We start from the raw sequence: 26419 nt of genomic DNA, 5'->3' as shown, positions 1-26419 counted from the left end.
GCTGTTTCTGTCGTTATTATGTTAGGGTTTATTATTAGAAACAGCGTAATTCAGGAGTAACATAACGTTGGATGCCGCAGCCATTATTAGTCTTTTCATTTTAGGTTCAGTCCTCGTAACCTGTAGTATCTTATTAAGTTCATTCTCATCTCGTCTTGGCATCCCTATTCTGGTTATCTTTCTCGCGATTGGCATGCTCGCGGGTGTTGATGGCGTTGGCGGTATCCCGTTTGATAATTATCCTTTCGCGTACATGGTGAGTAACCTCGCGCTGGCAATTATTCTGCTGGATGGCGGGATGCGTACCCAGGCCAGCTCCTTTCGCGTCGCCCTGGGCCCGGCGCTCTCGCTCGCGACGGTAGGGGTACTGATTACCTCCGGTCTCACCGGCATGATGGCCGCCTGGCTCTTTCATTTGAATCTCATCGAAGGGCTGCTGATTGGCGCCATTGTCGGTTCAACGGATGCGGCTGCTGTTTTTTCTCTGCTGGGTGGTAAAGGGCTTAACGAACGCGTCGGTTCGACGCTGGAAATCGAATCCGGGAGTAACGACCCGATGGCGGTTTTCCTGACCATCACGCTGATAGAGATGATTCAGAAACATGAGACCGGCCTGAGCTGGCTCTTCGTGCTCGATATCATCCAGCAGTTTGGACTGGGGATCATGCTGGGGTTAGGCGGCGGATATCTGCTTCAGCAAATGATTAACCGGATTGCCTTGCCCACCGGGTTATATCCGCTGCTGGCGCTGAGCGGGGGAATTCTCGTTTTCGCCGTAACCACCGCGCTGGAAGGCAGCGGCATTCTGGCCGTTTACCTGTGTGGATTCCTGCTGGGCAACCGCCCTATCCGCAACCGGTTTGGCATCCTGCAAAACTTTGACGGCCTGGCCTGGCTGGCGCAAATCGCCATGTTCCTCGTGCTGGGACTGCTCGTTACGCCATCCGATCTGCTGCCTATCGCCGTTCCAGCGCTGGTGCTGTCGGTCTGGATGATTCTGGTGGCTCGCCCGCTCTCCGTTTTCGCGGGCCTGCTGCCGTTTCGGGGCTTTAATCTGCGTGAGCGGATCTTCATCAGTTGGGTGGGGCTGCGTGGCGCCGTACCCATTATCCTGGCGGTTTTCCCGATGATGGCTGGGCTGGAGAATGCCCGACTGTTTTTTAATGTCGCATTCTTTGTGGTGCTGATATCGCTGCTGTTCCAGGGAACGTCCCTGACCTGGGCGGCCAAAAAAGCCAAAGTGGTGGTGCCTCCCGTCGGCTGGCCGGTTTCGCGTATCGGGCTGGATATTCACCCGGAAAACCCCTGGGAGCAGTTTGTCTACCAGTTGAGTGAAGATAAGTGGTGCGTCGGCGCCGCGCTGCGCGATCTGCACATGCCGCAGGAGACCCGTATCGCCGCCCTGTTTCGCGACAACGTGCTGTTCCACCCGACCGGAAGCACCCGTTTACGCGAAGGCGACGTTCTGTGCGTTATTGGACGTGAGCGCGACCTTCCGGCGCTGGGCAAACTGTTCAGCCAGTCGCCGCCGGTCGCGCTGGATCAGCGTTTTTTCGGCGATTTTATTCTCGAAGCCAATGCGAAATTTGCTGACGTCGCCCTGATTTACGGCCTGGACGAGGGAACGGAATATCGCGATAAACAGCAGACGCTGGGGGAAATCGTGCAGCAGTTGCTGGGCGCCGCGCCGGTTGTGGGCGACCAGGTGGAGTTTGCCGGCATGATCTGGACGGTCGCAGAGAAAGAAGACAACGCCGTGCGTAAGGTCGGGGTTCGCGTCGCGGGGGATGAAATGGAATAATGGAGACGCTGCCGGATGGCGGCGTTGACACGCCTTATCCGGCCTACACTCTGCCCTCTGTAGGCCGGATAAGCACAGGCGCCATCCTACGGCGCCACAAAAAAAAGTTACGCTGTCACAACCGGAACACGCGGCGCCAGCGCGCACATCAGTTCATACCCCACCGTTCCCGCCGCAGAGGCGACATCATCAATCTTGATCTCTTTCCCCCACAGTTCCACAGACGTACCGATACCCGCCTGCGGGCACGGCGTCAGGTCCACCGCCAGCATATCCATCGACACGGTGCCAACCGTTCCGGTACGCACACCGTCCACCAGCACTGGCGTGCCGTTTGGCGCATGACGGGGATAACCATCCGCGTAGCCCGCCGCCACAATCCCGATGCGCTGCTCCTGAGTCGCGGTATAGCGTCCGCCATACCCGACCCGATCGCCCGCTTTCAGCGTCTGTACGCCAATAATCTGGCTGCTCAGGGTCATAACCGGTTTCAGCCCGGTATTGGCGATATCCCGCCACTGCCCTGACGGCGATGCGCCATACAGAATAATTCCGGGTCGCACCCAGTCGAAATGGGCTTCAGGATGCCACAGCGTAGCCGCTGAATTCGACAGCGAGCGACGGCATTCAAGCCCTTCCGTCGCATGGGCGATTTTCGTCATCGCCTGGTCGATCCCTTCCGGGTGCTCAGCATCGGCAAAGTGCGACATTAACGTCATTTCGCCCACATTCGGCAGCGCCCGCAGTTGCTGCCAGACGGTCTGTACCCGCTCGGGTAAAAAACCCAGCCGGTTCATGCCGCTATTCACTTTGAGATAAACATCCAGCGGCGCGTTCAGGCGCGCGTTTTGCAACACTTTGATCTGCCAGTTGCTGTGTATGCAGGTCGTCAGACGGTATGTGTCATATATGGCCAGCTCGTCGGCATGGAAGAACCCTTCCAGCATTAAGATCGGCCCTTTCCATCCCCGCTCTCGCAGCGTAATCGCCTCTTCGAGATTGAGCATGGCAAAGCCGTCGGTCGCCCCCAACGCCGTCCAGATACGCTCGATACCATGTCCGTAGGCATTGGCTTTCACCACCGACCAGACGCGAGCGTCCGGGGCGGCCTGGCGCACAATGCCAAGATTTTGTTTCATCGCCTGCAGGTCAAGGCTGGCCAGTATAGGGCGGGTCATCTCGCTTCCTTATTAGTTATGCGCGCCATGAAGATGCCGGGGTCGTGACGGCGTAAAGCCAGGGCTGTACCGCGCTACGCTCAGGTCGTCATAAGGAATAGCAGGTGTACGACCTGAAAGAATATCGCTCAGTAATTGCCCTGAACCGCAGGCCATTGTCCAGCCCAGCGTCCCATGCCCGGTGTTCAGCCACAGGTTTTTGAAGCGCGTCCGTCCGATCACCGGCGTACCATCCGGGGTCATTGGCCGCAGCCCGGTCCAGAACGTGGCTTGTTCCACATGCCCTCCGCGCGGGAAGAGATCGCGTACGACCATCTCCAGCGTTTCACGACGCGGTTGTAATAATTCAGTGTTAAAGCCGACAATTTCCGCCATTCCCCCCACGCGAATGCGCTTATCAAAACGGGTAATGGCGATTTTGTAGGTTTCATCAAGGATAGTCGAAACTGGCGCGCCATCGTCCTGTGCGACCGGAATCGTCAGCGAATAACCTTTAAGCGGATAGACCGGAATATCGACGATCCCTTTAAGCATCGCCGTCGAGTAAGAGCCAAACGCCATCACGTAAGCATCGGCTTTGATGATGTCATCCCCGCACTTCACGCCGTAAATTTGTTCACCTTCGTACAGCAGTTTTTCCACCGGCGTGTTGAAGCGAAACGTCACGCCCGCCTGTTCCGCCATCTGCGCCAGGCGCTGAGTGAACAGCTGGCAATCTCCGGTTTCATCATTGGGTAGACGCAGGCCGCCGGTCAGTTTGTGCGCCACTTCCGCCAGCGCAGGTTCAACCTCCGCCAGACGGCTGGATTCCAGTAGCTGATACGGTACGCCGGCATCTTCCAGAACGGCGATATCGCGGGTGGCGTTCTCATACTGTTGCGCGGTACGGAATAACTGCAATGTTCCGCCCTGACGCCCTTCATACTGAATGCCGGTTGAGGCACGCAGCGCTTTCAGGCAATCACGGCTGTACTCCGCCAGACGCACCATGCGCCCTTTGTTCTCCATGTAATGGCGGGTGTCGCAGTTACGCAACATTTGCCACATCCACTTCAACTGAAACTGCGTTCCGTCCAGGCGAACAGCCAGCGGCGCATGGCGCTGGAACATCCACTTGATGGCCTTCAGCGGCACACCCGGCGCCGCCCACGGCGCGGCATAGCCCGGAGAAATTTGTCCGGCGTTCGCCGCGCTGGTTTCCAGCGCCGGGCCAGGTTCACGATCGATGACGGTGACGTCATGCCCAGCCTGACACAGATACCAGGCGCTGGTTACGCCAACGACGCCACTTCCCAGTATGACAACTCGCATAGCCACTCCGTTAACAGTAAAAGAACAATCTTCTAATTACATCTTGATAACTCAGTTGAAAATATTATTCAACATATGGCTTTTTTATGGTGACGCACCTCACATCTGCCTCTGTTGTCAGGGATCTCTCTGCTTTGGCATCTCCTGCTGTGCGTCATTTTTATCCAGCATAAAATATTGCAGCCACACCATTTTCTGGCGTGCCGGCGCTGCGAAATCGCAAAGAAAAATTTTCTTCATCAGCACGTTTTTTAACACGGTGTTCTATGCTTGAAATGAGGTGCTCCAGACAGAGAGTGCCGCCAACAATGAGGGTGCGCGAATGGCTACGATTGATTCCATGAACAAGGACAGCACACGTTTGAGCGATGGACCCGACTGGACGTTTGATCTGCTGGATGTCTATCTGGCGGAGATTGACCGCGTCGCGAAACTCTACAAACTGGATACCTATCCGCACCAAATCGAGGTGATCACCTCTGAGCAGATGATGGATGCCTATTCCAGCGTCGGGATGCCGATCAACTATCCTCACTGGTCGTTTGGCAAAAAATTCATTGAAACCGAGCGCCTGTATAAGCATGGTCAGCAAGGGCTGGCCTATGAAATCGTCATTAACTCCAACCCGTGTATCGCTTATCTGATGGAAGAGAACACCATTACTATGCAGGCGCTGGTGATGGCGCACGCGTGCTATGGGCATAACTCTTTCTTCAAGAATAACTACCTGTTCCGCAGCTGGACCGACGCCAGTTCGATTGTCGATTACTTGATCTTTGCCCGTAATTACATTACCGAATGCGAAGAACGCTATGGCGTGGACGAAGTTGAAAAGCTGCTGGATTCCTGCCATGCGCTGATGAACTATGGCGTCGATCGCTACAAACGCCCGCAAAAAATTTCGTTGCAGGAGGAGAAAGCCCGGCAGAAAAGTCGCGAAGAGTATCTGCAAAGCCAGGTGAATATGCTGTGGCGTACTCTGCCGAAGAAAGAGGAAGAGAAAGCCGTCGCCGAAACGCGGCGTTACCCGTCTGAACCGCAGGAAAACCTGCTCTACTTTATGGAAAAGAACGCGCCGTTGCTGGAGTCATGGCAGCGCGAGATCCTGCGCATCGTGCGCAAGGTCAGCCAGTATTTCTATCCGCAAAAACAGACGCAGGTGATGAACGAAGGCTGGGCGACGTTCTGGCACTACACCATCCTGAATCATCTTTACGATGAAGGTAAAGTGACCGAGCGCTTTATGCTGGAGTTTTTACACAGCCACACCAATGTGGTGTTCCAGCCGCCGTACAACAGCCCGTGGTATAGCGGAATTAACCCTTATGCGCTTGGCTTCGCGATGTTCCAGGACATCAAACGCATTTGCCAGTCGCCAACGGAAGAAGACAAATACTGGTTCCCGGATATCGCCGGTTCAGACTGGCTGGAAACCCTGCATTTCGCGATGCGTGATTTTAAAGACGAGAGCTTTATCAGCCAGTTCCTGTCGCCGAAAGTGATGCGTGATTTCCGTTTCTTTACCGTGCTGGACGACGACCGGCACAATTATCTGGAAATTTCGGCCATTCACAATGAGGAAGGTTATCGCGAGATCCGCAATCGGCTTTCGTCACAGTACAACCTGAGCAATCTGGAGCCGAATATTCAGATCTGGAATGTGGATTTACGCGGCGATCGCTCTTTGACGCTACGCTATATTCCTCACAACCGCGCGCCGCTGGATAAGGGACGTAAAGAGGTGCTGAAACATGTGCATCGCCTGTGGGGGTTTGATGTCATGCTGGAGCAGCAGAATGAGGATGGCAGCGTTGAGCTGCTGGAGCGGTGTCCGCCGAGAATGAACAGCCTGTAGTTTAATTGCCGGATGGCGGTGTAAACACCTTATCCGGCCTACAAACAGCACATCACCGTGGGCCGGATAAACGAAGCGCCATCCGGCGCGAACAAACAGCACATCACCGTAGGCCGGATAAGCGGAGCGCCATCCGGCGTATAACGATTAGCGGCCCTGAATGGCCAAATCGCCTGGCAAATTCTTCTGCATACGATGCCAAATCTCACCGCTGTCATGACCGTAACGGCGTACCGTTTCGTACACCTGGTCATGCGCGCCCTGTTCGCAAAGCGATGACAGCTTATGGTAGAAACCGAGCGCCAGGCTCCGGGCTTCCGGGTTGGCGAAATAGTGACGGCCAATGCGGGTATACAGCCCTTTCATCCCGTTCAGGATCAGACCGTAAATCGGATTACCGGAGGCAAACGCCAGACCGCGGAAAATGTTGTAATCCAGGTCCGCGAACGCATCGGCGTGGTCGGCCACTTCATTCGCCGTCGCCAGCACTTCCTGCGCTTTATCAGGATGCTGACGAAACGCGGTGCGGATAAAAATCGTGGAGATATTGGTTCGCACCGACAGCAGATTATCAATCAGTTGCGGCACGCTTTCATGATCAAGACGCGCGAGCGTTTCAAGAATATTCAGCCCGGACGTTTCCCAGAAATTGTTCACCTTTGTCGGTTTGCCGTGTTGAATCGTCAACCAGCCGTCTCGCGCCAGGCGCTGCAATACTTCGCGTAACGTGGTGCGCGTCACTCCGATAAGTTCGGAGAGTTCACGTTCGGCAGGCAAAATAGTGCCAGGTGGGAAGCGGTTATTCCAGATACTTTCAATGATGTACTCTTCCGCGAAACCCGCCGGGCTCTGCGCCTTAATGACCATAGTGAGATTTCCATTACACAGCAAAACATAGTTACACTCATCATACCAGACGGGTTTCATGGCTGATAGCGGACAGGATGAAGAAAAAGGGGATCAAGGCTTCATTTTCTGGATAACGCCGCGCCATCACGTTAAGGACTTGCCTGCTTTTACCCTGGCCGCTAAGCTTTGCGCCTAAACATAAAAACATGATTCTCACATTTACAGGTAAGGGAAACTGCCATGGAGCTCTCCTGGGGTCGCGCATTCTGGCGCAACTTTCTGGGCCAGTCGCCTGACTGGTATAAACTTGCATTAATCGCTTTTTTAATTGCTAATCCACTGATTTTCTTCATCAACCCATTTGTAGCGGGCTGGCTGCTGGTCGCTGAATTTATTTTCACGCTGGCGATGGCGCTGAAGTGCTATCCCCTGCTGCCCGGCGGATTACTGGCGATTGAAGCGGTCATCATTGGGATGACCAGCGCAGCGCATGTGCGTGAAGAGGTTGCCGCCAACCTCGAAGTGCTGCTGCTGCTGATGTTCATGGTCGCAGGCATCTACTTTATGAAGCAGTTGCTGCTGTTCATTTTTACCCGCCTGCTGCTTAGCATTCGTTCCAAGATGCTGCTGTCGCTCGCATTTTGTATGGCTGCCGCCTTCCTGTCCGCTTTCCTTGATGCCCTGACCGTTGTCGCGGTGGTCATCAGCGTCGCGGTCGGCTTTTATGGCATTTATCATCGCATCGCCTCTGCGCGCGGCGAAGAGAACGATCTCCAGGATGACGATCACCTCGACCAGAACAGTAAAGCGGTGCTGGAGCAGTTTCGCGGTTTCTTGCGCAGCCTGATGATGCATGCGGGCGTAGGCACCGCGCTGGGCGGCGTCATGACGATGGTTGGCGAACCGCAGAACCTGATTATCGCCAAAGCGGCGGGCTGGCATTTCGGCGATTTCTTCCTGCGCATGTCGCCGGTGACGGTTCCGGTGCTAATTTGCGGGCTGTTCACCTGCGTGCTGGTCGAGAAACTGCGCTGGTTTGGCTATGGTGAAACGCTGCCGGAGAAAGTGCGTCATATTTTGCAGGAGTTCGACGATCAAAGCCGTCAACGTCGTACACGCCAGGACAAACTCAATCTGTTTGTACAGGCGATTATCGGCGTCTGGCTGGTGACGGCGCTGGCGCTGCATCTGGCGGAAGTGGGCTTAATTGGCCTGTCGGTCATTATTCTGGCCACGTCACTCACCGGCGTCACCGATGAACACGCGATTGGCAAAGCATTTACTGAGTCCTTGCCGTTTACCGCGCTGTTGACGGTTTTCTTCTCCATCGTGGCGGTCATTATCGATCAGCATCTTTTCGCCCCGATCATCCAGTTCGTTTTACAGGCTTCCGAACATGCGCAGTTAACGCTGTTCTACCTTTTCAATGGCCTGCTGTCGTCCATTTCCGATAACGTGTTCGTCGGGACGATTTACATCAATGAGGCCAAAGCGGCTATGGAAAGCGGCGCAATCAGCATGAAACAGTACGAACTGCTGGCAGTGGCGATCAACACCGGCACCAATTTGCCGTCCGTAGCGACGCCAAACGGCCAGGCGGCATTTTTGTTCCTGCTCACCTCTGCGCTGGCGCCGCTGATTCGTCTCTCTTATGGCCGTATGGTCTGGATGGCGTTGCCATACACGCTGGTGCTCACCCTCGTTGGTTTACTCTGCGTCGAGTTTACCCTCACCCCCATCACGGAGTGGATGACGCAATCTGGCTGGTTAGCTACATTCTCATAACATCAAACCGGGCAAATCACTGCCCGGTTTGACTTTTTGCATGATAATTATCCGATTATACTTTATTTCATTTCCCACTACTGGCGCATAAATTGAATTGGTTTACACTGCGGTGTCTACGCATGTTGCAGGGAAATAATTATGTTGCGATTTTTAAACCAGTGCTCACGGGGTCGGGGCGCGTGGTTACTGATGGCGTTAACTGCCTTTGCGCTCGAAATGGTAGCGCTGTGGTTCCAGCACGTCATGCTGCTCAAACCTTGCGTGCTATGTATTTACGAACGTAGCGCGTTATTCGGCGTGATGGGCGCGGGTCTGGTTGGCGCTGTCGCCCCTAAAACGCCGCTGCGTTATGTGGCGATAGCGATCTGGATTTACAGCGCCTGGCGTGGGTTGCAGTTGGCTTATGAACACACGATGATCCAGCTTCATCCTTCGCCGTTCATGACCTGTGATTTTGCTGCACGCTTCCCGACGTGGCTACCGCTGGATAAATGGCTGCCGCAGGTCTTCCTGGCTTCCGGCGACTGCGCCGAGCGTCAGTGGTCGTTTTTAACCCTGGAGATGCCGCAGTGGCTGTTGGGGATTTTTGCGGCGTATCTGGCGATCGCGATCCTGGTGTTGATTGCTCAACCGTTTAAGCCGAAAAGACGCGATCTCTTTAGTCGATAACAGAACGCTCCTTCGGGAGCGTTTTTTTTCGCCTGACGGCGTTGCTTCCGGGCATCTATAAGATGTATATTAAATGCATCTTATAGATGCCCCCACAAGGAGACGCTTTATGTCCCATTTACGCATCCCGGCAAACTGGAAAATTAAACGTTCCACTCCCTTCTTCACCAAAGAGAATGTGCCAGCCGCACTGCTCTCCCACCATAACACCGCTGCGGGTGTATTTGGGCAACTCTGCGTGATGGAAGGCACGGTCACTTACTACGGTTTCGCTAACGAAGACGCCAAAGAACCTGAACTCAAAGTGGTCATTAACGCCGGTCAGTTTGCGACCAGCCCGCCGCAATACTGGCACCGCATCGAATTAAGCGACGATGCGCAATTCAATATCAATTTCTGGGTTGAAGACGACAACCACGGCGATGAAATGTATCAGGCGAAAAAAGCGTAATTAACGCTTGCTGAACAATGGGCGGTTCAGTCCGCCCATGAAGGTTTGTTTAAGATGTGATCCTGCCAGTCCCGCACTTCAGATTCTTTCACCGCAATATGGCGCACAGAAATACGCTCGCCGTGCATCGCCGCTTTCGACCCGGTCAACAACGGATGCCAGCCCGGCAGCCCCTTTCCTTCCGCTAACAAGCGATAGGCGCAGGTCATCGGCAACCATTCAAAGGTTGGCAGATTATCGCGGGTGAGTTTAATGCAGTCTGGCTCGTACTCGAACCGACGTTCATAGTTACGACACTGGCAGGTTTTGATATTCAACTGACGACACGCCACGTTGGTGAAATAGATTTCGTCGGTGTCTTCATCCATCAGTTTGTGCAGGCAACACTGGCCGCATCCATCACACAACGACTCCCACTCGGCATCGGTCATGTCATCCAGGGTTTTACTTTGCCAGAAAGGTATGTCGCTCATCAGGGTATCCGCCATTGCTGTAAAGCTGCACCTTATAACCAGTCTGGCACGCTGATGCAAGTTTTGCCGCCCGAAAAGGCGGCAAGCAGAGATTACAGGACGCGCGTCGTCAGCGTTTGACCGTTAAAACTGACTTCCAGCTCGTCGCCGCTTTGCAACGGGCCAACGCCTTCCGGTGTGCCGGTCAGGATCACGTCTCCCGCTTTGAGCGTGAAGAAACGGCTCATGTAGGCGACGAGCGGCACAATGTGGTGGATCATCTCCGCCGTCGAGCCTTGCTGACGGATTTCGCCGTTCACTTTCAACCCGAGCGCGGTATTTTGCGGATCGCCATGAAATTCCGAAACCGGAATAAAACCTGACAGCGGGCAGGAATTATCAAACCCTTTTGCTTTTTCCCAGGGCTGACCGGCTTTTTTCATTTTGCCCTGAATATCCCGCAGCGTCAGATCGAGCGCCACGCCATAACCGGCAATCGCCTTGCGGACATGCTCTTCCGTCGCCTGGCGCAGAGTTGAGCCAATCAATATCGCCAGTTCGACTTCATGGTGAACGGCGCCCATGTCCGTTGGAATCGCCAGCGGCTGGCGTAGATCGCACAGCGCCGTTTCCGGTTTAATAAAAAGAACGGGTTCATCCGGCGTTGCGCTACCCATCTCCTTAATATGCTTTGCGTAGTTACTGCCTACACAAACCACTTTACTTACCGGGTAATCAAGCAGAGCACCTTGCCAGTTGTGATGTTGATACATTATTTTCCCCTAACGTAATCGTGGATTTCAGGAACTGCATCGACAGGGCATTCGCGTTGCCGGATACAGTTTAACTTTTAGCGTCTGGTTTATTTTCGCCCGGCGCAGAAAGATGTTGTTTGAGTAAATCTTCCGGCGGTGGCGGCAGTTGTAAATAATACCCCTGGTCGGTTAACGCTTGTTTTACTTTCTCCAGGTCGGCATTCACTAATTTCTTACGCCCATCCAACGGCAGAATCATTGCCAGCGTTGGCTGCCCGAATCCCTTCATCAGATCTTCAGGAACCCGTGAGAAATCGTCTTTTTTTTCGACGTATAAATAGGTCTGGTCGCGTTTGCTACTTCGATAGATCACACAAAACATACTTTTACTCTGAATTAACGGGATGGTGACTTGCCTCAATATAATACTGACTATAACATGCCTTCTAGTCTTCGGAATATCGCCCCGCATTGGGGATGATAAATAGCAAATTGAGTAAGGCCAGGATGTCAAACACGCCAATCGAGCTTAAAGGCAGTAGCTTCACCTTATCAGTGGTTCATTTGCACGAAGCTGAACCCAAGGTTATTCGTCAGGCGTTGGAAGACAAAATCGCTCAGGCACCTGCTTTTTTAAAACATGCTCCCGTGGTCATTAACGTCAGCGGCCTTGAAAGTCCAGTAAACTGGCCTGCGCTGCAAGAGGTGGTGACGTCTACCGGTCTGCGTATTATCGGCGTTAGCGGCTGCAAAGACGCGGCGCTAAAAGCGGAAATTGACGAGATGGGTCTTCCTTTACTGACTGAAGGTAAAGAGAAAGTCGCTCGTTCCGCCCCGGTCGAAGCCCCGGCACCGAGCGCGCCGCCGCAAAATGTTACCCCCATCACAAAAACGCGATTAATTGACGTACCGGTTCGTTCCGGTCAGCGCATTTATGCTCCACAATGTGATCTAATTGTTACAAGTCACGTCAGCGCTGGCGCAGAGTTAATCGCAGACGGTAATATCCACGTTTATGGCATGATGCGGGGTCGCGCGCTGGCAGGCGCCAGCGGCGATCGGGAAGCGCAAATTTTTTGTACCCATCTGACGGCAGAACTGGTGTCTATCGCAGGTGTTTATTGGCTGAGTGATAAAATCCCGGCAGAATTTTATGGCAAAGCGGCGCGTCTGCGGTTAGCAGATAACGCTTTGGCAGTTCAACCGTTGAATTGATCCCTTTTTAACAAGGAATTTCTATGGCACGCATTATTGTAGTTACTTCGGGTAAAGGGGGCGTTGGCAAGACCACCTCCAGCGCGGCCATCGCTACTGGTTTGGCCCAGAAGGGAAAGAAAACTGTCGTTATCGATTTCGATATCGGTCTGCGTAACCTCGACCTGATCATGGGATGTGAGCGTCGTGTCGTTTACGATTTCGTGAACGTGATTCAGGGCGATGCGACGCTAAACCAGGCGTTAATCAAAGATAAGCGCACTGAGAATCTCTTTATTCTTCCGGCATCGCAAACCCGCGATAAAGACGCGCTGACCCGTGAGGGCGTAGCAAAAGTTCTCGATGACCTGAAGACAATGGATTTCGACTTTATCGTCTGCGACTCTCCGGCGGGCATTGAAACCGGCGCGCTGATGGCGCTCTATTTTGCCGATGAAGCGATTATCACCACGAACCCGGAAGTCTCCTCAGTACGTGACTCTGACCGTATTCTCGGCATTCTGGCGTCAAAATCCCGTCGTGCTGAAAACGGCGAAGACCCGATTAAAGAGCATCTGCTGCTGACGCGTTACAACCCAGGCCGCGTTAACAGAGGCGATATGCTCAGTATGGAAGACGTGCTGGAAATCTTGCGCATCAAACTCGTGGGGGTTATCCCGGAAGATCAGTCAGTCCTGCGCGCATCCAACCAGGGAGAGCCGGTTATTCTCGACATCACTGCTGATGCGGGTAAAGCCTATGCAGATACCGTAGAACGTCTGTTGGGAGAAGAACGTCCTTTCCGCTTCATTGAAGAAGAGAAGAAAGGTTTCCTCAAACGCCTGTTCGGAGGATAAGTTATGGCATTACTGGATTTTTTTCTCTCGCGGAAAAAGAGTACAGCCAACATCGCTAAAGAGCGACTGCAAATCATTGTTGCGGAGCGCCGTCGCAGCGACGCCGAGCCGCATTATTTACCGCAGTTGAGAAAAGATATTCTCGAAGTCATCTGCAAGTATGTGCAAATTGATCCAGAAATGGTCACCGTACAGCTTGAGCAAAAAGACGGCGATATTTCAATTCTCGAGCTTAACGTGACATTACCGGAAGCCGAAGAGTCCAGATAATCTCTTTTCGGATAACGCAACGCGATAAAAAGGCAGAGTATTCTGCCTTTTATTTGCTGCTGTGCCATAAACAGTAACGCGGCGGTGCTTATTCCAGGCTGAACTTCGGGTAACGCTCCTGAAAATAGCGGCGCAGAAATTCAACCGTAATGCGAATTTTTGCCGACGAGGAAAGACGGGAAGCGGAGACCGCCCAGATATTAGCAGGCTGATAATATTCCGGCAGAACCTGCACCAGATGGCCGCTGGCAATGTTATCGCAGACATCCCACCACGACCGCAACGCAATGCCCTGCCCGTCCAGACACCATTGATGCACAATCTCACCGTGGTTGGAGGACAGTGACCCTGTCACTTTAATCGAATATTCCCGTTCTTTTGTGCGTAACTGCCAGATTCCAAAGGGATGGTCACGCTCTTTAATCACCAGACACGGAAAGGCTGCCAGATCGCTGAGCTGCTTCGGCGTGCCGTGCTGCTCCAGAAACGCCGGTGATGCGCATAAAATACGGTAATTGGTTCCAAGTTTATGCGCGATTAAATTAGAGGCAATCTCATCACCAATACGAATATCAAGATCGACCCCTTCATTCACCAGATCCACCAGCCGGTCCTCAACGTCGAACCGCAACTCCAGCTGTGGATACTGCTTCGCCAGCGCCGACAGCGCGGGCGCAACAATCCGCCGACCGAAGCCAAAACTGCTGATAATACGCAGCATACCTTGTGGGACTTGCCGCACGTCAGACAGCTCATCCATCATCTGATCCACATCCTGCAAAATGCGCTGTGCCCATTCGTAAATACGCTCGCCCTCTTCCGTGATCGTCACCCGCCGGGTCGTTCGGTGGAGCAGCACCACGTTCAGCGTCTGCTCCAGCAACGCCACCCGTTTGCTGATAAACGCCGGCGAAACGCCCAGCTCTTCCGCAACCGCGCTAAAACCCGCACGCCGGGCAACCCGCATAAAGACGCGTAAATCATTCAGGAGAGGCAGATTATTCATGATCTGTGTTTTATGTTTCACCAGTTGGAAGGATTAACTCTCAATCAGTCAATTATAGGATAAGGGGTAAGTCAATTTTGACTGCTGATAAGTGAGAGCTGGTATGAAGAAAACCTGTCGTATTGCCGCTATTCCCGGAGACGGTATTGGTAAAGAAGTCCTGCCTGAAGGTATTCGCGTATTGCAGACCGCCGCCGAACGCTGGGATCTCTCGCTCAGCTTTGAGCCGATTGAGTGGGCCAGCTGCGAATATTATGCGCATCACGGTACGATGATGCCTGACGACTGGCATGCGCAGCTAAAATCGTTTGATGCGATCTATTTCGGCGCCGTCGGCTGGCCGGATACCGTCCCGGACCATGTTTCATTGTGGGGATCGCTGCTGAAATTCCGTCGCGAATTTGACCAGTACGTTAACCTGCGTCCGGTACGTCTGTTTCCCGGCGTTCCCTGCCCGCTGGCCGGAAAAAAAGCGGGAGATATTGATTTCTACGTCGTGCGCGAGAACACCGAAGGGGAATACTCCTCGCTGGGCGGGCGCGTTAATGCCGGAACCGAGCACGAAGTGGTGATTCAGGAGTCGGTATTTACCCGGCGCGGAGTGGATCGCATTCTGCGCTACGCCTTTGAGCTGGCGCAAAGCCGACCGCGCAAAACGCTGACGTCCGCCACCAAATCCAACGGCCTGGCCATCAGTATGCCTTTCTGGGATGAACGCGTTGAAGCAATGGCGCAACACTACCCGGAGATTCGTTGGGATAAGCAGCATATCGACATTCTGTGCGCCCGCTTTGTCATGCAGCCGGAGCGCTTTGACGTGGTTGTCGCCTCAAATCTGTTTGGCGATATTCTGTCCGATCTTGGCCCGGCCTGTACCGGCACCATCGGCATTGCGCCTTCCGCAAACCTGAACCCGGAACGCACATTCCCGTCGCTGTTTGAACCGGTACACGGCTCTGCGCCGGATATATACGGCAAGAATATCGCCAACCCTGTTGCCACCATCTGGGCGGGCGCCATGATGCTGGATTTCCTCGGCAATGGCGATACGCGCTACCGGGAGGCACATGACGGTATTCTCGCGGCCATTGAGCAGGTTATCGCTAACGGCCCGAAAACACCGGATCTGAAAGGCGCCGCCTCCACCCGGCAGATGGCGGAGGCGATCTGTCAGGCGCTGCGCTAATGACGGAGCGGCCGGATAGCGGCCATCATCCGTATTACAGCGGATATTCCTGCAACAGATTCCGCAGTTTTTCCGCCATCAGTTCCGCACGCCAGCCGGAGATAAGTTCCGGCTGCGTGGCCTGCGGTTTTAACTTCCAGTGCCAGTTAAGCAACTGGTTGATTTGCCGACGCGACGCCAGCAATTCCGCACTGACGTTGTGCGTCGCGCTAACGTCTGCCACCAGCGCTTTGATGGCTTTAAACGCCTTGCGATAGCCTGGCATATCCATCAGGTTCAGCAAGGGTTCCGGCAGCATCTCTTCCGGCAGCGCCTGCGCCTTCTCCACTAACGCGATCAGCGTCTTACCGTGAAAACGAATTTCGCTGCCAGAAAGCCCCAGGCTGTCCAGTTCGCCCAGACTCCCCGGCATATAGCGCGCCACTGCCCACAGGTGCTCTTCGCGCACCACAAAGTTGACCGCCAGATCGCGCTCACGCGCCTTGCGCAGCCGCCAGTCGGCCAGCAGTTGCAGGCAGGCCAGTTGACGGGTACGCAACTGCCACGCATTGGTGATGTCACGCCAGGCATCTTCCGGCGCCAGAATTTCCTGACGACGTTGCTGCATCAGACGGCACTCATCCAGCGCCGCAGGCAGCCAGCCGGATGCTTCGGTTTCGACCATCAGTTTTTTGGTGATCGGTAACAAATACCAGACGTCCGCCGCCGCATACTCACACTGACGTTCGGTTAACGGTCTTGCCAGCCAGTCGGTACGGGACTCACTTTTATCCAGCGCGACACCCGTAAACTCCTCGACCATCGCGGCAAAACCCCAGGACAAGGGGCGGCCGCAAAATGCGGCAAGGATCTGCGTATCGATCAGCGGTTGCGGCAGTTCTCCGAAGGTGTTGAGAAAAACCTCCAGATCTTCGCTGCCCGCATGCAAAAATTTGGTTATCGCGGTATCACGCAACACGGCGCGCAGAGGCGACCAGTCGGTAATGCCGTGAGGATCAATCAGGGCGACATGCTCGCCATCAAACAGCTGGATAAGCCCAAGTTGCGGGTAATAGGTGCGCGTACGGACAAACTCCGTATCAAGAGCAATCGCCGGAAATGCCCGAACCGCTTCACATAACGTCGCCAGCGCGTCGTCCGTAGTGATCATTTGGTAATTCAAATCATATTCTCTTTAGTTTGCGCCAAAAAAAACGCCGGCTTAACCGGCGTCTGGCGACTTGCTTAAAGCTCAGGCTTTATTGTCTACTTTGCCACGCGCTTCGTCACGTAATTCTCGTCGTAAAATTTTTCCGACGTTCGATTTAGGCAGTTCGTCGCGAAACTCCACCAGCTTCGGCACTTTATACCCCGTCAACTGGCGACGACAGAAGGTAATCAATGCCTCATCGGTCAACGCCGGGTCTTTCTTCACGACAAAGATTTTCACGCTTTCACCGCTGCTGCCCGAAGGTACGCCGACTGCCGCCACTTCCTGAACGCCAGGATGCTGCATCACCACGTCTTCAATTTCATTAGGATAGACGTTAAAGCCGGAAACCAGAATCATATCTTTTTTGCGATCGACGATGCGCAGGAACCCTTCGTCATCAATCACCGCGATATCCCCCGTGTAAAGCCAGCCGTCTTTGACGATTTCATCCGTCGCGTCCGGGCGCTGCCAGTATCCCAGCATCACCTGCGGCCCCTTCACGCACAGCTCGCCAGGCTCGCCTGTTGGCACCTCGTTGCCCTCGTCATCCACCAGTTTTACATCGGTAGAGGGAACGGGCAGCCCGATACTGCCGCTGTGATAATCGATATCATGCGGGTTCACGCTGACCAACGGCGCGCACTCGGTCAGACCGTAGCCTTCAAGCAAATATTGTCCGGTCAGTTTCACCCAACGTTCTGCAACCGCATGCTGTACCGGCATACCGCCGCCAGCAGAAAGGTGCAACGTAGAGAAGTCCAGTTGCTGGAATTCTTTGTTGTTCAGCAAGGCGTTAAACAGGGTGTTAACGCCGGTCATCGCGGTAAACGGATATTTCGCCAGCTCTTTCACCATGCCCGGAATGTCGCGCGGGTTAGTGATGAGCAGGTTTTGCCCGCCCAGTTCAATAAACAGCAGGCAGTTCATAGTCAACGCGAAAATGTGATACAGCGGCAACGCCGTCACCACCAGCTCTTTCCCCTCATGCAGCAACGGCCCGTAGGTGCCTTTTACCTGCTCCAGGTTTGCCAGCATGTTGCGGTGCGTCAGCATCGCGCCTTTCGCTACGCCGGTTGTACCGCCCGTGTATTGCAGGAACGCCAGATCTTCGGTGACCAGCTCAGGTTTCACGTACTGCATCCGATAACCTGCGTGTAGCGCGCGGCGAAAAGAGATCGCATCCGGCAGGTGATATTTCGGCACCAGACGCTTAATGTATTTCACGACAAAGTTAACCAGCGTACCTTTCGCGGTAGAAAGCTGGTCGCCCATGCGCGTCAGAATTACGTGCTGTACGGACGTTTTATCGACCACTTTTTCCAGCGTGTGGGCAAAGTTAGAGACGATCACGATAGCCGCCGCCCCGCTGTCATTGAGCTGATGCTCAAGCTCACGCGGCGTATACAGCGGGTTGACATTCACGACGATCATCCCGGCGCGCAAAATACCAAACAGCGCGACCGGGTATTGCAGCAGATTCGGCATCATTAGCGCGACGCGGTCGCCTTTTTTGAGGCCCAGCCCTTCCTGCAAATAGGCCGCGAATGCCCGGCTGCGCTCTTCCAGTTTGCGGAAGGTCATCACCTCCCCCATATTGACGAACGCAGGCTGGTCGGCGTAACGCACGACGGCATGTTCAAATAATTCAACCAGGGATTGATAACGGTCAGGATTGATCTCCGCCGGGACATCAGCGGGATATCGGTTAAGCCAAACCTTCTTCAAAGCATCACCTCTAAAATGAGTGTTCGTCGTCATCGCAACCCCAGTTAATAAACAAGTCGTTAACATAATATTAACTCAGCGTACCAGTTTATTAATCACTCAACGAAAAGGTTGCGAAGCGCGTCACTATTTATTTTTCTTATGTCCGTATTAATGCAGAAACAGCGGACCAGCCGCTGTCTCTTTTATTGATAAAACAAGGGGTTATTCAGTTACGATCGTTTGAACCTGTGCGGGGCCTGGGTTATACCATCCCCAACCGCCATAGCCGTACGGCCAGCCTCGTCCACCGTAGAACCAGGGATCGATCGGCTGCGGCGGCATGACGATCTGCTGAGTAAGGTGCCAGCGTTTATAGCCCGTTGCCTGCATCAGCATAAACTTATACGGCGTACTGCCGACCTTACCATCCACCGTGCCGGTAATCGGCCCGACGACCGTCACCAGTTGCCCACGGAAGTCTACCGGGTCAAGGAAGCCGTTCACGTCGGCATAAATCCGCCCTCGCGAAGCCTCACCGAGGATCGGGCGCGCGCCGTTATCAAGCGGCACGCTGGCGATTTCCAGCCGCGTTTTTCCCTGCTGGTTTTGCACATCCACCACTTTACCGCCAAAACGCGCTTCCTGGCCGACGTACAGCTGCGGCGCATTCATAACCCGCACCAGATCCTGCTGCGGCGTGGGACTGGAACCTTTGATGGCATCCGGGACGGTAACGCAGCCACTCAACGTTAACGCAACCACTCCCGCCAGAATTCCTTTCATTACCTGTTGTTGAACCGCCATAGTGCGACTCCTTTTTTCTCAGCACATATTCTCGTCATACTTCAAACTGCCTGTGTGTAACAGCTACGTTCAAATTATTCAGGGTGATAATACTGAGATTCATTCTTTGCCCGGAAGTTTCTTCCACGCGACGTTGTTACGTAAATAAACCGGTTCGGCCTGTTCAACCGCGACGGTTTTCCCCGCTGCCAGCATCTGACTGGCGAGAGGCAGCATATCCTCCGCCGCCGGAAGCAGAACGTCGCCATCGCGCAAAGCCAGACCGCTGTCTTTACCCAGATCAGGCCATGCAGGCCAGCCTGTGCCAACAGTAGCCCACTCCCCGGAAAGCTGCTTCAACCGTTCGCTAACCAGCCCGGGATTTAACACAGCCTCGGTCTCTTCCCCGTGCCAGACGCCATTTTCATCACGCTGGTATTCCGCCCAGTAGACTTCGCCCATACGTGCGTCAATCGCCGCCAGCACGCGCGTCGCGCCGCTTTTACGCCAGGCGCCCTGCGCCATTGTCGCCAGCGTTGAAACGCCAGTCATCGGCAGGTTCGCGCCCAGCGCCAGCCCCTGCGCAATGCCAATGCCAATGCGCACGCCGGTAAAACTGCCGGGGCCGCGACCAAACGCCAGCGCGTCGATATCGGTAAGCGTAATGCTGTTGGCGGCCAGGATATCCTGCACCATCGGCAAAATACGTTGGGTATGTTCTCGTGGGCAAAGCTCAAAATGAGCGTTGATATTACCGTCATTCCACAGGGCAACGGAACACGCTTCTGTGGCGGTATCGATAGCCAGAATTCGCATGGGTCTTCGTGCTTAAATCAATAAAATGGCGCGCATCTTACCATACTCCGTAACAAATTACTCGGCCGTTGGTATGGCGAGAAATCTGACGGCGCGGGCGATGTCCCGGGTGCGCGGCGTGGGCGGCAGGCTCGCCAGGAAGGTGGCGCCATACGGTCGCATCACCAGCCGGTTATCACAAATCACCAACACCCCACGATCGTCGGAATCGCGAATCAGACGCCCCACCCCTTGTTTCAGCGTGATGACCGCGTCGGGTAGCTGCACTTCATCAAACGGATCGCCGCCGCGCAGACGACAATCCTCCATCCGCGCTTTCAGCAAGGGATCGTCAGGAGAAGTAAAAGGTAATTTATCGATAATCACCAGCGACAACGTATCGCCGCGCACATCCACCCCTTCCCAGAAGCTGCTGGTTGCGACCAGTAGCGCATTACCGGCGCTGACGAACTGTTGCAGCAGTTGACCTTTGCTGGTTTCGCCCTGCAACAGGACGGGCAGCGTCATGGTGGCGCGGAACTGTTCCGCCAGATCGCGCATCATGGCATGCGACGTACACAGCATAAAGCAGCGGCCATTGTTGGCTTCGATGATCGGTCTTAACATTGCCGCCAGCTGTCGGGCAGAGCCCGGTTGGTTGGTTTGCGGCAGGTTACGCGGCACGCACAACAGCGCCTGACGGGTATAGTCGAACGGACTGGGCAACAGCATCGATTCGGCCTGTTCAATGCCCAGCCGCGCCGTAAAGTGATGGAGATCGTCGTTCACCGATAACGTGGCAGAGGTAAAAATCCAGCTGCCGGGTTTCTGCGCCATCACCTCTTTGAATTTATCCGCGACCGTAAGCGGAGTGAGCGCCAGCGTGAAATGGCGCGACGTGCATTCGTACCAGTAGCTGTACCCTGGCTGGTTGATCTCTTTTAAGCGTTTCAGCCGCGCGCGATACAAGGTCGCACGCTCGAAAGCGGCATCCAGCAATGCGGAACGCCCCAGAGACAGTTTTGCCACGTCGTAGCAAAGCTCAAGCGTATCGTCGAGCAGCAATAGCGCGCGCTGTACCCGTGGGTCGGCCAGCAGCTCACGTAAATTTCCGCGATAGCCCGGCTCGCCCAGTTGCAGGCGAAAATCCTGCGCGCTCTGCGCCAGTCGGTCGGCGCATTTCTGCAACTGCTGGGTGTCTTTCAATTCCGTGCGGTAGGCGATGGTAAAATCTTTCGCCAGGTCGAGGAGCTGTCGGCTGGAGAGCGACTGGCCGAAATACTGGCTGGCGATATCAGGAAGCTGGTGGGCCTCATCGAAGATCATCACCTCCGCCTCCGGGATCAGTTCGCCAAACCCACTCTCTTTAACCACCATATCCGCGAGGAAAAGATGGTGGTTGACGATAACCACATCGGCGTCCATCGCCTTTTTACGCGCTTTAACCACAAAACAGTCTTTATACAGCGGGCAGTCGCTGCCCAGACAGTTGTCATTGGTGCTGGTGACCAGCGGCCACGCCTGCGAGTCTTCCGCTACGCTGACGCAGGTACTGATGTCGCCGTCTTCGGTTTGATTCGACCACGACCGCAGCAAAATCACATCGCTTAAAATTTGTACCGGCAAATCGCCGCCCGCCAGCGCTTGCTGTTCGAGACGTTCCAGACAAAGATAGTTAGAGCGCCCTTTCAACAGCGCCAGTTTACCGGTGAATTTGAGGGCGTTTGAGACGGTGGGAAGATCGCGACTGTAGAGCTGATCCTGCAACGCTTTCGATCCCGTCGAGATGATCACTTTTTTTCCGGCGCGTAACGCCGGCGCGAGGTAGGCATAAGTTTTGCCTGTTCCCGTCCCGGCTTCGACAACAAGCGGTTGTGATTTTTCAATAGCATGCGTGACGGCAACGGCCATCTGCCGCTGTGGTTCGCGCGGTTTAAATCCCGGTATCGCTTTAGCCAACTGACCGTCTGCTGCAAAATCGTCCGTCACACTACCCCCTGTTGATTTGAACAGGGATTATGTCAGGACGCCGTCGCTTACGCCAGTTGAAGAGGTGACGGCAACGCAACATTATGGCAGTCTTGCCGCGTCGAACGGAAAGTTAACGAGGAATGATTTATGACTATCATACGTATTGATGCCGAAGATCGTTGGTCTGATGTAGTAATCCATAACAACACGCTTTATTACACCGGTGTGCCGGAAAACCTCGACGCCGATGCGTTTGAACAGACCGCCAACACGCTGGCGCAAATTGATGCGGCGCTGGAAAAACAGGGCACCCGTAAGTCACGTATTCTTGATGCCACTATTTTCCTGGCCGATAAAAGCGATTTTGCCGCCATGAACAAAGCCTGGGACGCGTGGGTCGTTGCCGGTCACGCGCCGGTACGGTGCACGGTGCAAGCCGGGCTGATGAACCCGAAATACAGAGTTGAGATCAAGATTATCGCCGCAGTGTAACGCGACGTTATTCGTCCTCATCCTCAAAACGCGCCACGATCCGCTCGCCGGTATGGGTGGCGCGCAGTTCATCCGCCACCTGCGCGATTGCCTGTCCGCTGCTCATTCCTTGCGACATCAGTTCCTGAATGCGCTCTACCGCTTTTTGTTGCTGCTCGTGGCTGAGTGAAGGTAAACCTGCAAACATTGTTAACTCCTGCTAAATTGTCTGCGCTAATTATTTCATGCTACCCGGCACATAGCCAGTAGACCAGGACCGATGAAGACATTATCACCCGCTGTTATTATTTTACCGTGGCGCCCGGACGCCGCCGAGTACTATTTTGCCCCGCTGAGCCATCAGCCCTGGGCCATGCTGCTGCATTCCGGCCATGCTGAACATCCGCATAATCGTTTTGATATTCTGGTGGCCGACCCCGTGGCAACGCTGTCGACACATGGCGAAGAGACCCGCGTGCGCGATAAGCATGGCACGACCACGACCGCCGACGATCCCATGACCGTGTTGCAGGCGGCGCTGGCGTCTGCGGGCATCCAGCCGCCATATGACCCCAATCTGCCGTTTCAGGGCGGCGCGCTGGGGCTGTTAGGTTACGACCTTGGCCGCCGTTTTGAATCCCTGCCCACGCTCGCACAGCGCGATATCACCCTGCCGGATATGGCGATCGGCATTTACGACTGGGCCTTAATCGTCGATCATCGCAGACAGACCGTCTCTCTGCTGAGCCATACCGATGTTCACGCTCGCCTTGAGTGGCTGGCGCGCCAGCAGGCGCCGGTGCGAAAGCCCTTCGCGTTGACCTCCGCATGGCAATCAAACATGACCCGCGCGCAGTACGGTGAAAAATTCCGCCAGGTGCAGAGCTGGCTGCACAGCGGCGACTGTTATCAGGTTAACCTCGCCCAGCGTTTTCAGGCTGACTATCAGGGAGATGAATGGCTGGCCTTCGTGCGGCTTAATCACGCTAACCGCGCCCCGTTCAGCGCGTTTTTGCGCCTGGAGGACGGTGCGATTCTGAGTCTTTCTCCCGAGCGCTTTATTCAGTCCGAAGAGGGTCACATTCAGACTCGCCCAATCAAAGGCACCCTTCCCCGGCTGGACGACCCGCAGGCGGATCGCCAGCAGGCGCTAACGCTCGCGATGTCAGCAAAAGACCGCGCAGAAAACCTGATGATTGTCGATTTGATGCGTAACGACGTCGGCCGCGTTGCCGTTCCGGGGTCGGTCAAGGTTCCCGAGCTGTTTGTGGTTGAACCCTTCCCGGCGGTACATCATCTTGTCAGTACCATTACCGCCCGTTTGCCCGATAATTTACATGCCACCGATCTGCTGCGCGCCGCTTTTCCTGGCGGTTCAATTACCGGCGCGCCAAAAGTCCGGGCGATGGAGATCATTGACGCGCTGGAGCCGCACAGACGCAACGCCTGGTGCGGCAGCATCGGCTACCTGAGTTTTTGCGGCAACATGGACACCAGCATCACGATCCGCACGCTTACCGCTGTAGACGGGCATCTCTATTGCTCTGCGGGCGGCGGCATCGTAGCGGACAGCCAGGAGGACGCGGAATATCAGGAGACGTTTGATAAAGTGAATCGAATTTTGCAGCAACTGGAGAACTGAGTCGTGGAAAACAGCAGCCTGACCCTTGATGATTTTTTATCGCGCTTTCAACTTTTGCGCCCGCAGGTAAATGGTGAGACGTTAAACCATCGTCAGGCTGCCGTGCTGATCCCGGTGGTTCGCCGCGCCCGGCCGGGTCTATTGCTGACTCAGCGTTCAGCGCGCCTGCGCAAACACGCCGGTCAGGTCGCATTCCCCGGCGGCGCCGTTGACAGCAGCGATGCGTCGCTGATTGCCGCTGCGCTGCGTGAAGCGCAGGAAGAGGTGGCAATCCCGCCGGAATCCGTCGAAGTGATTGGCGTGCTGCCGCCCGTAGACAGCGTCACGGGTTTTCAGGTTACGCCGGTGGTCGGCATTATTCCCCCGAATCTGCATTATCACGCCAGCGAAGATGAGGTGGCCTCTGTCTTTGAGATGCCGCTTTCAGAAGCCCTGCGTCTGGGGCGTTATCATCCGCTGGATATTTATCGACGCGGCGATTCACATCGCGTATGGCTTTCGTGGTATGAGCATTATTTCGTCTGGGGAATGACCGCCGGAATAATTCGTGAGCTGGCGCTGCAAATTGGCGTGAGACCCTGACTATACTTATCTTTACACGCGCAGAACACAACTTGAGATTCCCGTCCCAACATTAGTAAATACGTGGTTATCCATTAGTTTAATTCATGTGAATAGTTAAGCCGATCGCCGCGTTCCCTCTTACACTATGCGCAGTTATTACATCGTAACCGGGAAGCCCGGTCACCCTGTCAGGAGTATTATCGTGATTAGTCTATTCGACATGTTTAAGGTGGGGATTGGTCCCTCATCCTCCCATACTGTAGGGCCTATGAAGGCGGGTAAACAGTTCGTCGATGACCTGGTCGAAAAAGGATTACTGGATAGCGTTACCCGTGTCGCCGTCGACGTGTATGGTTCACTGTCGCTCACGGGTAAAGGTCACCACACCGATATCGCCATTATTATGGGTCTGGCGGGTAACGAACCTGCCACCGTGGATATTGACAGCATCCCTGGTTTTATTCGCGACGTTGAAGCGCGCGGTCGCCTGTTACTGGCGCAGGGCCAGCACGAAGTGGATTTTCCCCAGGATAACGGGATGCGTTTTCACAATGGCAACCTGCCATTGCATGAAAATGGAATGCAGATCCACGCGTACAATGGCGAAACCGTCATTTATAGCAAAACGTATTATTCCATCGGCGGCGGCTTTATTGTCGATGAAGAGCATTTTGGTCAGGACGCCGCCAATGAGGTCAGCGTCCCTTATCCGTTTAAATCGGCGACCGAAATGCTGGAATATTGCAACAGCACCGGTCTGTCGCTCTCCGGGATGGTGATGCAGAACGAACTGGCGCTGCACAGCAAAAAGGAAATCGAAGAGTATTTCGCCAACGTCTGGCAGACCATGCAGGCGTGTATCGATCGCGGGATGAATACCGAAGGGGTTCTGCCGGGGCCGCTGCGCGTTCCGCGTCGTGCTTCCGCACTGCGTCGCATGCTGGTTTCCAGCGACAAACTGTCCAGCGACCCGATGAACGTCATTGACTGGGTCAATATGTTTGCGCTGGCAGTGAACGAAGAAAACGCCGCGGGCGGGCGTGTCGTTACGGCGCCGACCAACGGCGCTTGCGGGATCGTGCCTGCGGTGCTGGCTTACTATGACCACTTCATTGAACCCGTCAGCCCGGATATCTACACCCGTTACTTCCTGGCCGCTGGCGCTATCGGCGCGCTGTACAAGATGAACGCCTCGATTTCCGGCGCCGAAGTCGGCTGCCAGGGAGAAGTCGGCGTCGCCTGCTCAATGGCGGCGGCAGGACTGGCAGAGCTGCTTGGGGCCAGCCCGGAGCAGGTGTGCGTCGCCGCTGAAATCGGCATGGAGCACAACCTGGGGCTGACCTGTGACCCGGTTGCCGGTCAGGTTCAGGTGCCGTGTATCGAGCGTAACGCGATTGCTTCGGTAAAAGCGATCAACGCGGCGCGTATGGCAATGCGCCGTACCAGCGCCCCGCGCGTCTCGCTGGATAAAGTCATTGAGACCATGTACGAAACCGGCAAGGACATGAACGCGAAATACCGCGAAACATCACGCGGCGGACTGGCGATTAAAGTCCAGTGTGATTAACAAAACATAGCCTGCCACTTCGCCCATCTCCCACTGATGGGCGAATTTTTCTCATCAATCTCGTCTGCGGTAAATTTCCCCACTACACTTGCTGTGTTGCAATTG

Annotated in this window: 26 protein-coding genes and 1 pseudogene; 13 read left to right on the top strand and 14 right to left on the bottom strand. The window is 54.7% G+C overall.

The window, feature by feature from the left end; all coding sequences use genetic code 11:
- The first annotated feature begins 67 nt into the window (after positions 1–67).
- Positions 68–1801 carry a potassium/proton antiporter gene (locus OGV82_RS15045; protein ID WP_047463283.1) on the top strand — a complete coding sequence of 578 codons (1734 nt, stop codon included), beginning with the start codon at positions 68–70 and terminating at the stop codon, positions 1799–1801.
- On the opposite strand, the pseudogene OGV82_RS23015 reads toward OGV82_RS15045, so the two are convergent.
- The 3 genes and pseudogenes from OGV82_RS23015 to OGV82_RS15035 all read right to left on the bottom strand — a co-directional run.
- Positions 1739–1948, bottom strand: a pseudogene (locus tag OGV82_RS23015) (hypothetical protein); the annotation flags it as partial. The gene OGV82_RS15045 and the pseudogene OGV82_RS23015 overlap by 63 nt on opposite strands.
- A complete protein-coding gene (gene dadX, locus OGV82_RS15040; protein WP_047463279.1) occupies positions 1909–2979 on the bottom strand; it encodes a catabolic alanine racemase DadX in 1071 nt (356 codons plus the stop codon). The pseudogene OGV82_RS23015 and the gene dadX, both read right to left, overlap by 40 nt.
- A 12-nt stretch (positions 2980–2991) precedes the next feature.
- Positions 2992–4290 (bottom strand): D-amino acid dehydrogenase, encoded by a 1299-nt coding sequence (locus OGV82_RS15035; RefSeq protein WP_012132085.1) that lies wholly within the window; start codon positions 4288–4290, stop codon positions 2992–2994.
- A 322-nt stretch (positions 4291–4612) separates the two neighbouring features.
- Between OGV82_RS15035 and OGV82_RS15030 the strand changes: the two genes are divergently transcribed.
- Positions 4613–6145: a SpoVR family protein gene (locus tag OGV82_RS15030; RefSeq protein ID WP_024130273.1), complete on the top strand. Its 1533-nt coding sequence runs from the start codon at positions 4613–4615 to the stop codon at positions 6143–6145.
- A gap of 147 nt (positions 6146–6292) precedes the next feature.
- Here the strand turns inward: OGV82_RS15030 and fadR are convergent, their stop codons facing one another.
- Positions 6293–7012, bottom strand: a complete 720-nt coding sequence (gene fadR / locus OGV82_RS15025; RefSeq protein WP_047463273.1) for a fatty acid metabolism transcriptional regulator FadR — start codon at positions 7010–7012, stop codon at positions 6293–6295.
- A 222-nt stretch (positions 7013–7234) separates the two neighbouring features.
- On the opposite strand from fadR, the gene nhaB reads away from it, so the two are divergent.
- The 3 genes from nhaB (at position 7235) to OGV82_RS15010 (ending at position 9902) form a co-directional block, all read left to right on the top strand.
- Positions 7235–8779 carry a Na(+)/H(+) antiporter NhaB gene (gene nhaB / locus OGV82_RS15020; protein WP_047463270.1) on the top strand — a complete coding sequence of 515 codons (1545 nt, stop codon included), beginning with the start codon at positions 7235–7237 and terminating at the stop codon, positions 8777–8779.
- 141 nt (positions 8780–8920) lie between these two features.
- A complete protein-coding gene (dsbB, locus tag OGV82_RS15015) occupies positions 8921–9451 on the top strand; it encodes a disulfide bond formation protein DsbB (protein ID WP_024130271.1) in 531 nt (176 codons plus the stop codon).
- A gap of 109 nt (positions 9452–9560) precedes the next feature.
- Positions 9561–9902: a TehB family protein gene (locus OGV82_RS15010; RefSeq protein ID WP_047463267.1), complete on the top strand. Its 342-nt coding sequence runs from the start codon at positions 9561–9563 to the stop codon at positions 9900–9902.
- Positions 9903–9928: 26 nt separating this feature from the next.
- Here OGV82_RS15010 and ycgN read toward each other — a convergent pair whose 3' ends face one another.
- The 3 genes from ycgN to OGV82_RS14995 form a co-directional block, all read right to left on the bottom strand.
- Positions 9929–10375 (bottom strand): cysteine cluster protein YcgN, encoded by a 447-nt coding sequence (ycgN, locus tag OGV82_RS15005; protein WP_047464034.1) that lies wholly within the window; start codon positions 10373–10375, stop codon positions 9929–9931.
- A 92-nt stretch (positions 10376–10467) separates the two neighbouring features.
- Positions 10468–11127 (bottom strand): fumarylacetoacetate hydrolase family protein, encoded by a 660-nt coding sequence (locus OGV82_RS15000; RefSeq protein WP_012132076.1) that lies wholly within the window; start codon positions 11125–11127, stop codon positions 10468–10470.
- A gap of 70 nt (positions 11128–11197) precedes the next feature.
- Positions 11198–11491: a YcgL domain-containing protein gene (locus tag OGV82_RS14995; RefSeq protein ID WP_024130270.1), complete on the bottom strand. Its 294-nt coding sequence runs from the start codon at positions 11489–11491 to the stop codon at positions 11198–11200.
- A 125-nt stretch (positions 11492–11616) separates the two neighbouring features.
- Here OGV82_RS14995 and minC point away from each other — a divergent pair, with 125 nt between their 5' ends.
- Genes minC through minE form a run of 3 tightly spaced genes read left to right on the top strand, consistent with a single transcriptional unit; the run spans position 11617 to position 13430 of the window.
- On the top strand, positions 11617–12324 hold the full coding sequence (gene minC / locus OGV82_RS14990; RefSeq protein ID WP_047463264.1) for a septum site-determining protein MinC: 708 nt from the start codon (positions 11617–11619) through the stop codon (positions 12322–12324).
- A gap of 23 nt (positions 12325–12347) precedes the next feature.
- Positions 12348–13160, top strand: coding sequence for a septum site-determining protein MinD (minD, locus tag OGV82_RS14985; RefSeq protein WP_047463261.1), 813 nt, complete (start codon positions 12348–12350; stop codon positions 13158–13160).
- 3 nt (positions 13161–13163) lie between these two features.
- Positions 13164–13430 carry a cell division topological specificity factor MinE gene (gene minE, locus OGV82_RS14980; RefSeq protein WP_003859937.1) on the top strand — a complete coding sequence of 89 codons (267 nt, stop codon included), beginning with the start codon at positions 13164–13166 and terminating at the stop codon, positions 13428–13430.
- Between the two features lie 88 nt (positions 13431–13518).
- On the opposite strand, the gene OGV82_RS14975 is transcribed toward minE, so the two are convergent.
- Positions 13519–14436 carry a LysR substrate-binding domain-containing protein gene (locus tag OGV82_RS14975; RefSeq protein WP_012132072.1) on the bottom strand — a complete coding sequence of 306 codons (918 nt, stop codon included), beginning with the start codon at positions 14434–14436 and terminating at the stop codon, positions 13519–13521.
- A gap of 103 nt (positions 14437–14539) precedes the next feature.
- On the opposite strand from OGV82_RS14975, the gene OGV82_RS14970 reads away from it, so the two are divergent.
- A complete protein-coding gene (locus tag OGV82_RS14970; protein ID WP_012132071.1) occupies positions 14540–15622 on the top strand; it encodes a tartrate dehydrogenase in 1083 nt (360 codons plus the stop codon).
- A gap of 34 nt (positions 15623–15656) precedes the next feature.
- Here OGV82_RS14970 and rnd read toward each other — a convergent pair whose 3' ends face one another.
- The 5 genes from rnd to yoaA form a co-directional block, all read right to left on the bottom strand.
- Positions 15657–16784 (bottom strand): ribonuclease D, encoded by a 1128-nt coding sequence (gene rnd, locus OGV82_RS14965; protein WP_080516651.1) that lies wholly within the window; start codon positions 16782–16784, stop codon positions 15657–15659.
- A gap of 69 nt (positions 16785–16853) precedes the next feature.
- Positions 16854–18539 (bottom strand): long-chain-fatty-acid--CoA ligase FadD, encoded by a 1686-nt coding sequence (gene fadD, locus OGV82_RS14960; RefSeq protein WP_080750364.1) that lies wholly within the window; start codon positions 18537–18539, stop codon positions 16854–16856.
- 204 nt (positions 18540–18743) lie between these two features.
- A complete protein-coding gene (locus tag OGV82_RS14955; protein ID WP_047463245.1) occupies positions 18744–19325 on the bottom strand; it encodes a Slp family lipoprotein in 582 nt (193 codons plus the stop codon).
- Between the two features lie 99 nt (positions 19326–19424).
- Positions 19425–20120, bottom strand: a complete 696-nt coding sequence (gene tsaB, locus OGV82_RS14950) for a tRNA (adenosine(37)-N6)-threonylcarbamoyltransferase complex dimerization subunit type 1 TsaB (RefSeq protein ID WP_047463242.1) — start codon at positions 20118–20120, stop codon at positions 19425–19427.
- A gap of 57 nt (positions 20121–20177) precedes the next feature.
- Entirely contained in the window at positions 20178–22088 is a 1911-nt protein-coding gene (yoaA, locus tag OGV82_RS14945) for a DNA repair helicase YoaA (RefSeq protein WP_012132066.1), read from the bottom strand.
- 129 nt (positions 22089–22217) lie between these two features.
- On the opposite strand from yoaA, the gene OGV82_RS14940 reads away from it, so the two are divergent.
- Positions 22218–22562: a RidA family protein gene (locus OGV82_RS14940; RefSeq protein WP_012132064.1), complete on the top strand. Its 345-nt coding sequence runs from the start codon at positions 22218–22220 to the stop codon at positions 22560–22562.
- Between the two features lie 7 nt (positions 22563–22569).
- On the opposite strand, the gene OGV82_RS14935 is transcribed toward OGV82_RS14940, so the two are convergent.
- Complete coding sequence (locus OGV82_RS14935) at positions 22570–22749, bottom strand: YoaH family protein (RefSeq protein WP_012132063.1); 180 nt, start codon at positions 22747–22749, stop codon at positions 22570–22572.
- A 72-nt stretch (positions 22750–22821) separates the two neighbouring features.
- Between OGV82_RS14935 and pabB the strand changes: the two genes are divergently transcribed.
- The 3 genes from pabB (at position 22822) to sdaA (ending at position 26314) form a co-directional block, all read left to right on the top strand.
- Positions 22822–24183, top strand: coding sequence for an aminodeoxychorismate synthase component 1 (pabB, locus tag OGV82_RS14930; protein ID WP_047463240.1), 1362 nt, complete (start codon positions 22822–22824; stop codon positions 24181–24183).
- 3 nt (positions 24184–24186) lie between these two features.
- Entirely contained in the window at positions 24187–24765 is a 579-nt protein-coding gene (locus tag OGV82_RS14925; protein ID WP_047463238.1) for a CoA pyrophosphatase, read from the top strand.
- Between the two features lie 184 nt (positions 24766–24949).
- Positions 24950–26314: an L-serine ammonia-lyase gene (gene sdaA, locus OGV82_RS14920; RefSeq protein WP_024130267.1), complete on the top strand. Its 1365-nt coding sequence runs from the start codon at positions 24950–24952 to the stop codon at positions 26312–26314.
- Positions 26315–26419 lie beyond the last annotated feature (105 nt).

Origin of the sequence: Citrobacter sp. CK191 (assembly GCF_030333435.1) — a bacterium.
In the GTDB taxonomy this organism is placed as follows: Bacteria; Pseudomonadota; Gammaproteobacteria; order Enterobacterales; family Enterobacteriaceae; genus Citrobacter_B; species Citrobacter_B koseri.
This window is presented reverse-complemented; position numbering and strand designations above follow the sequence as displayed.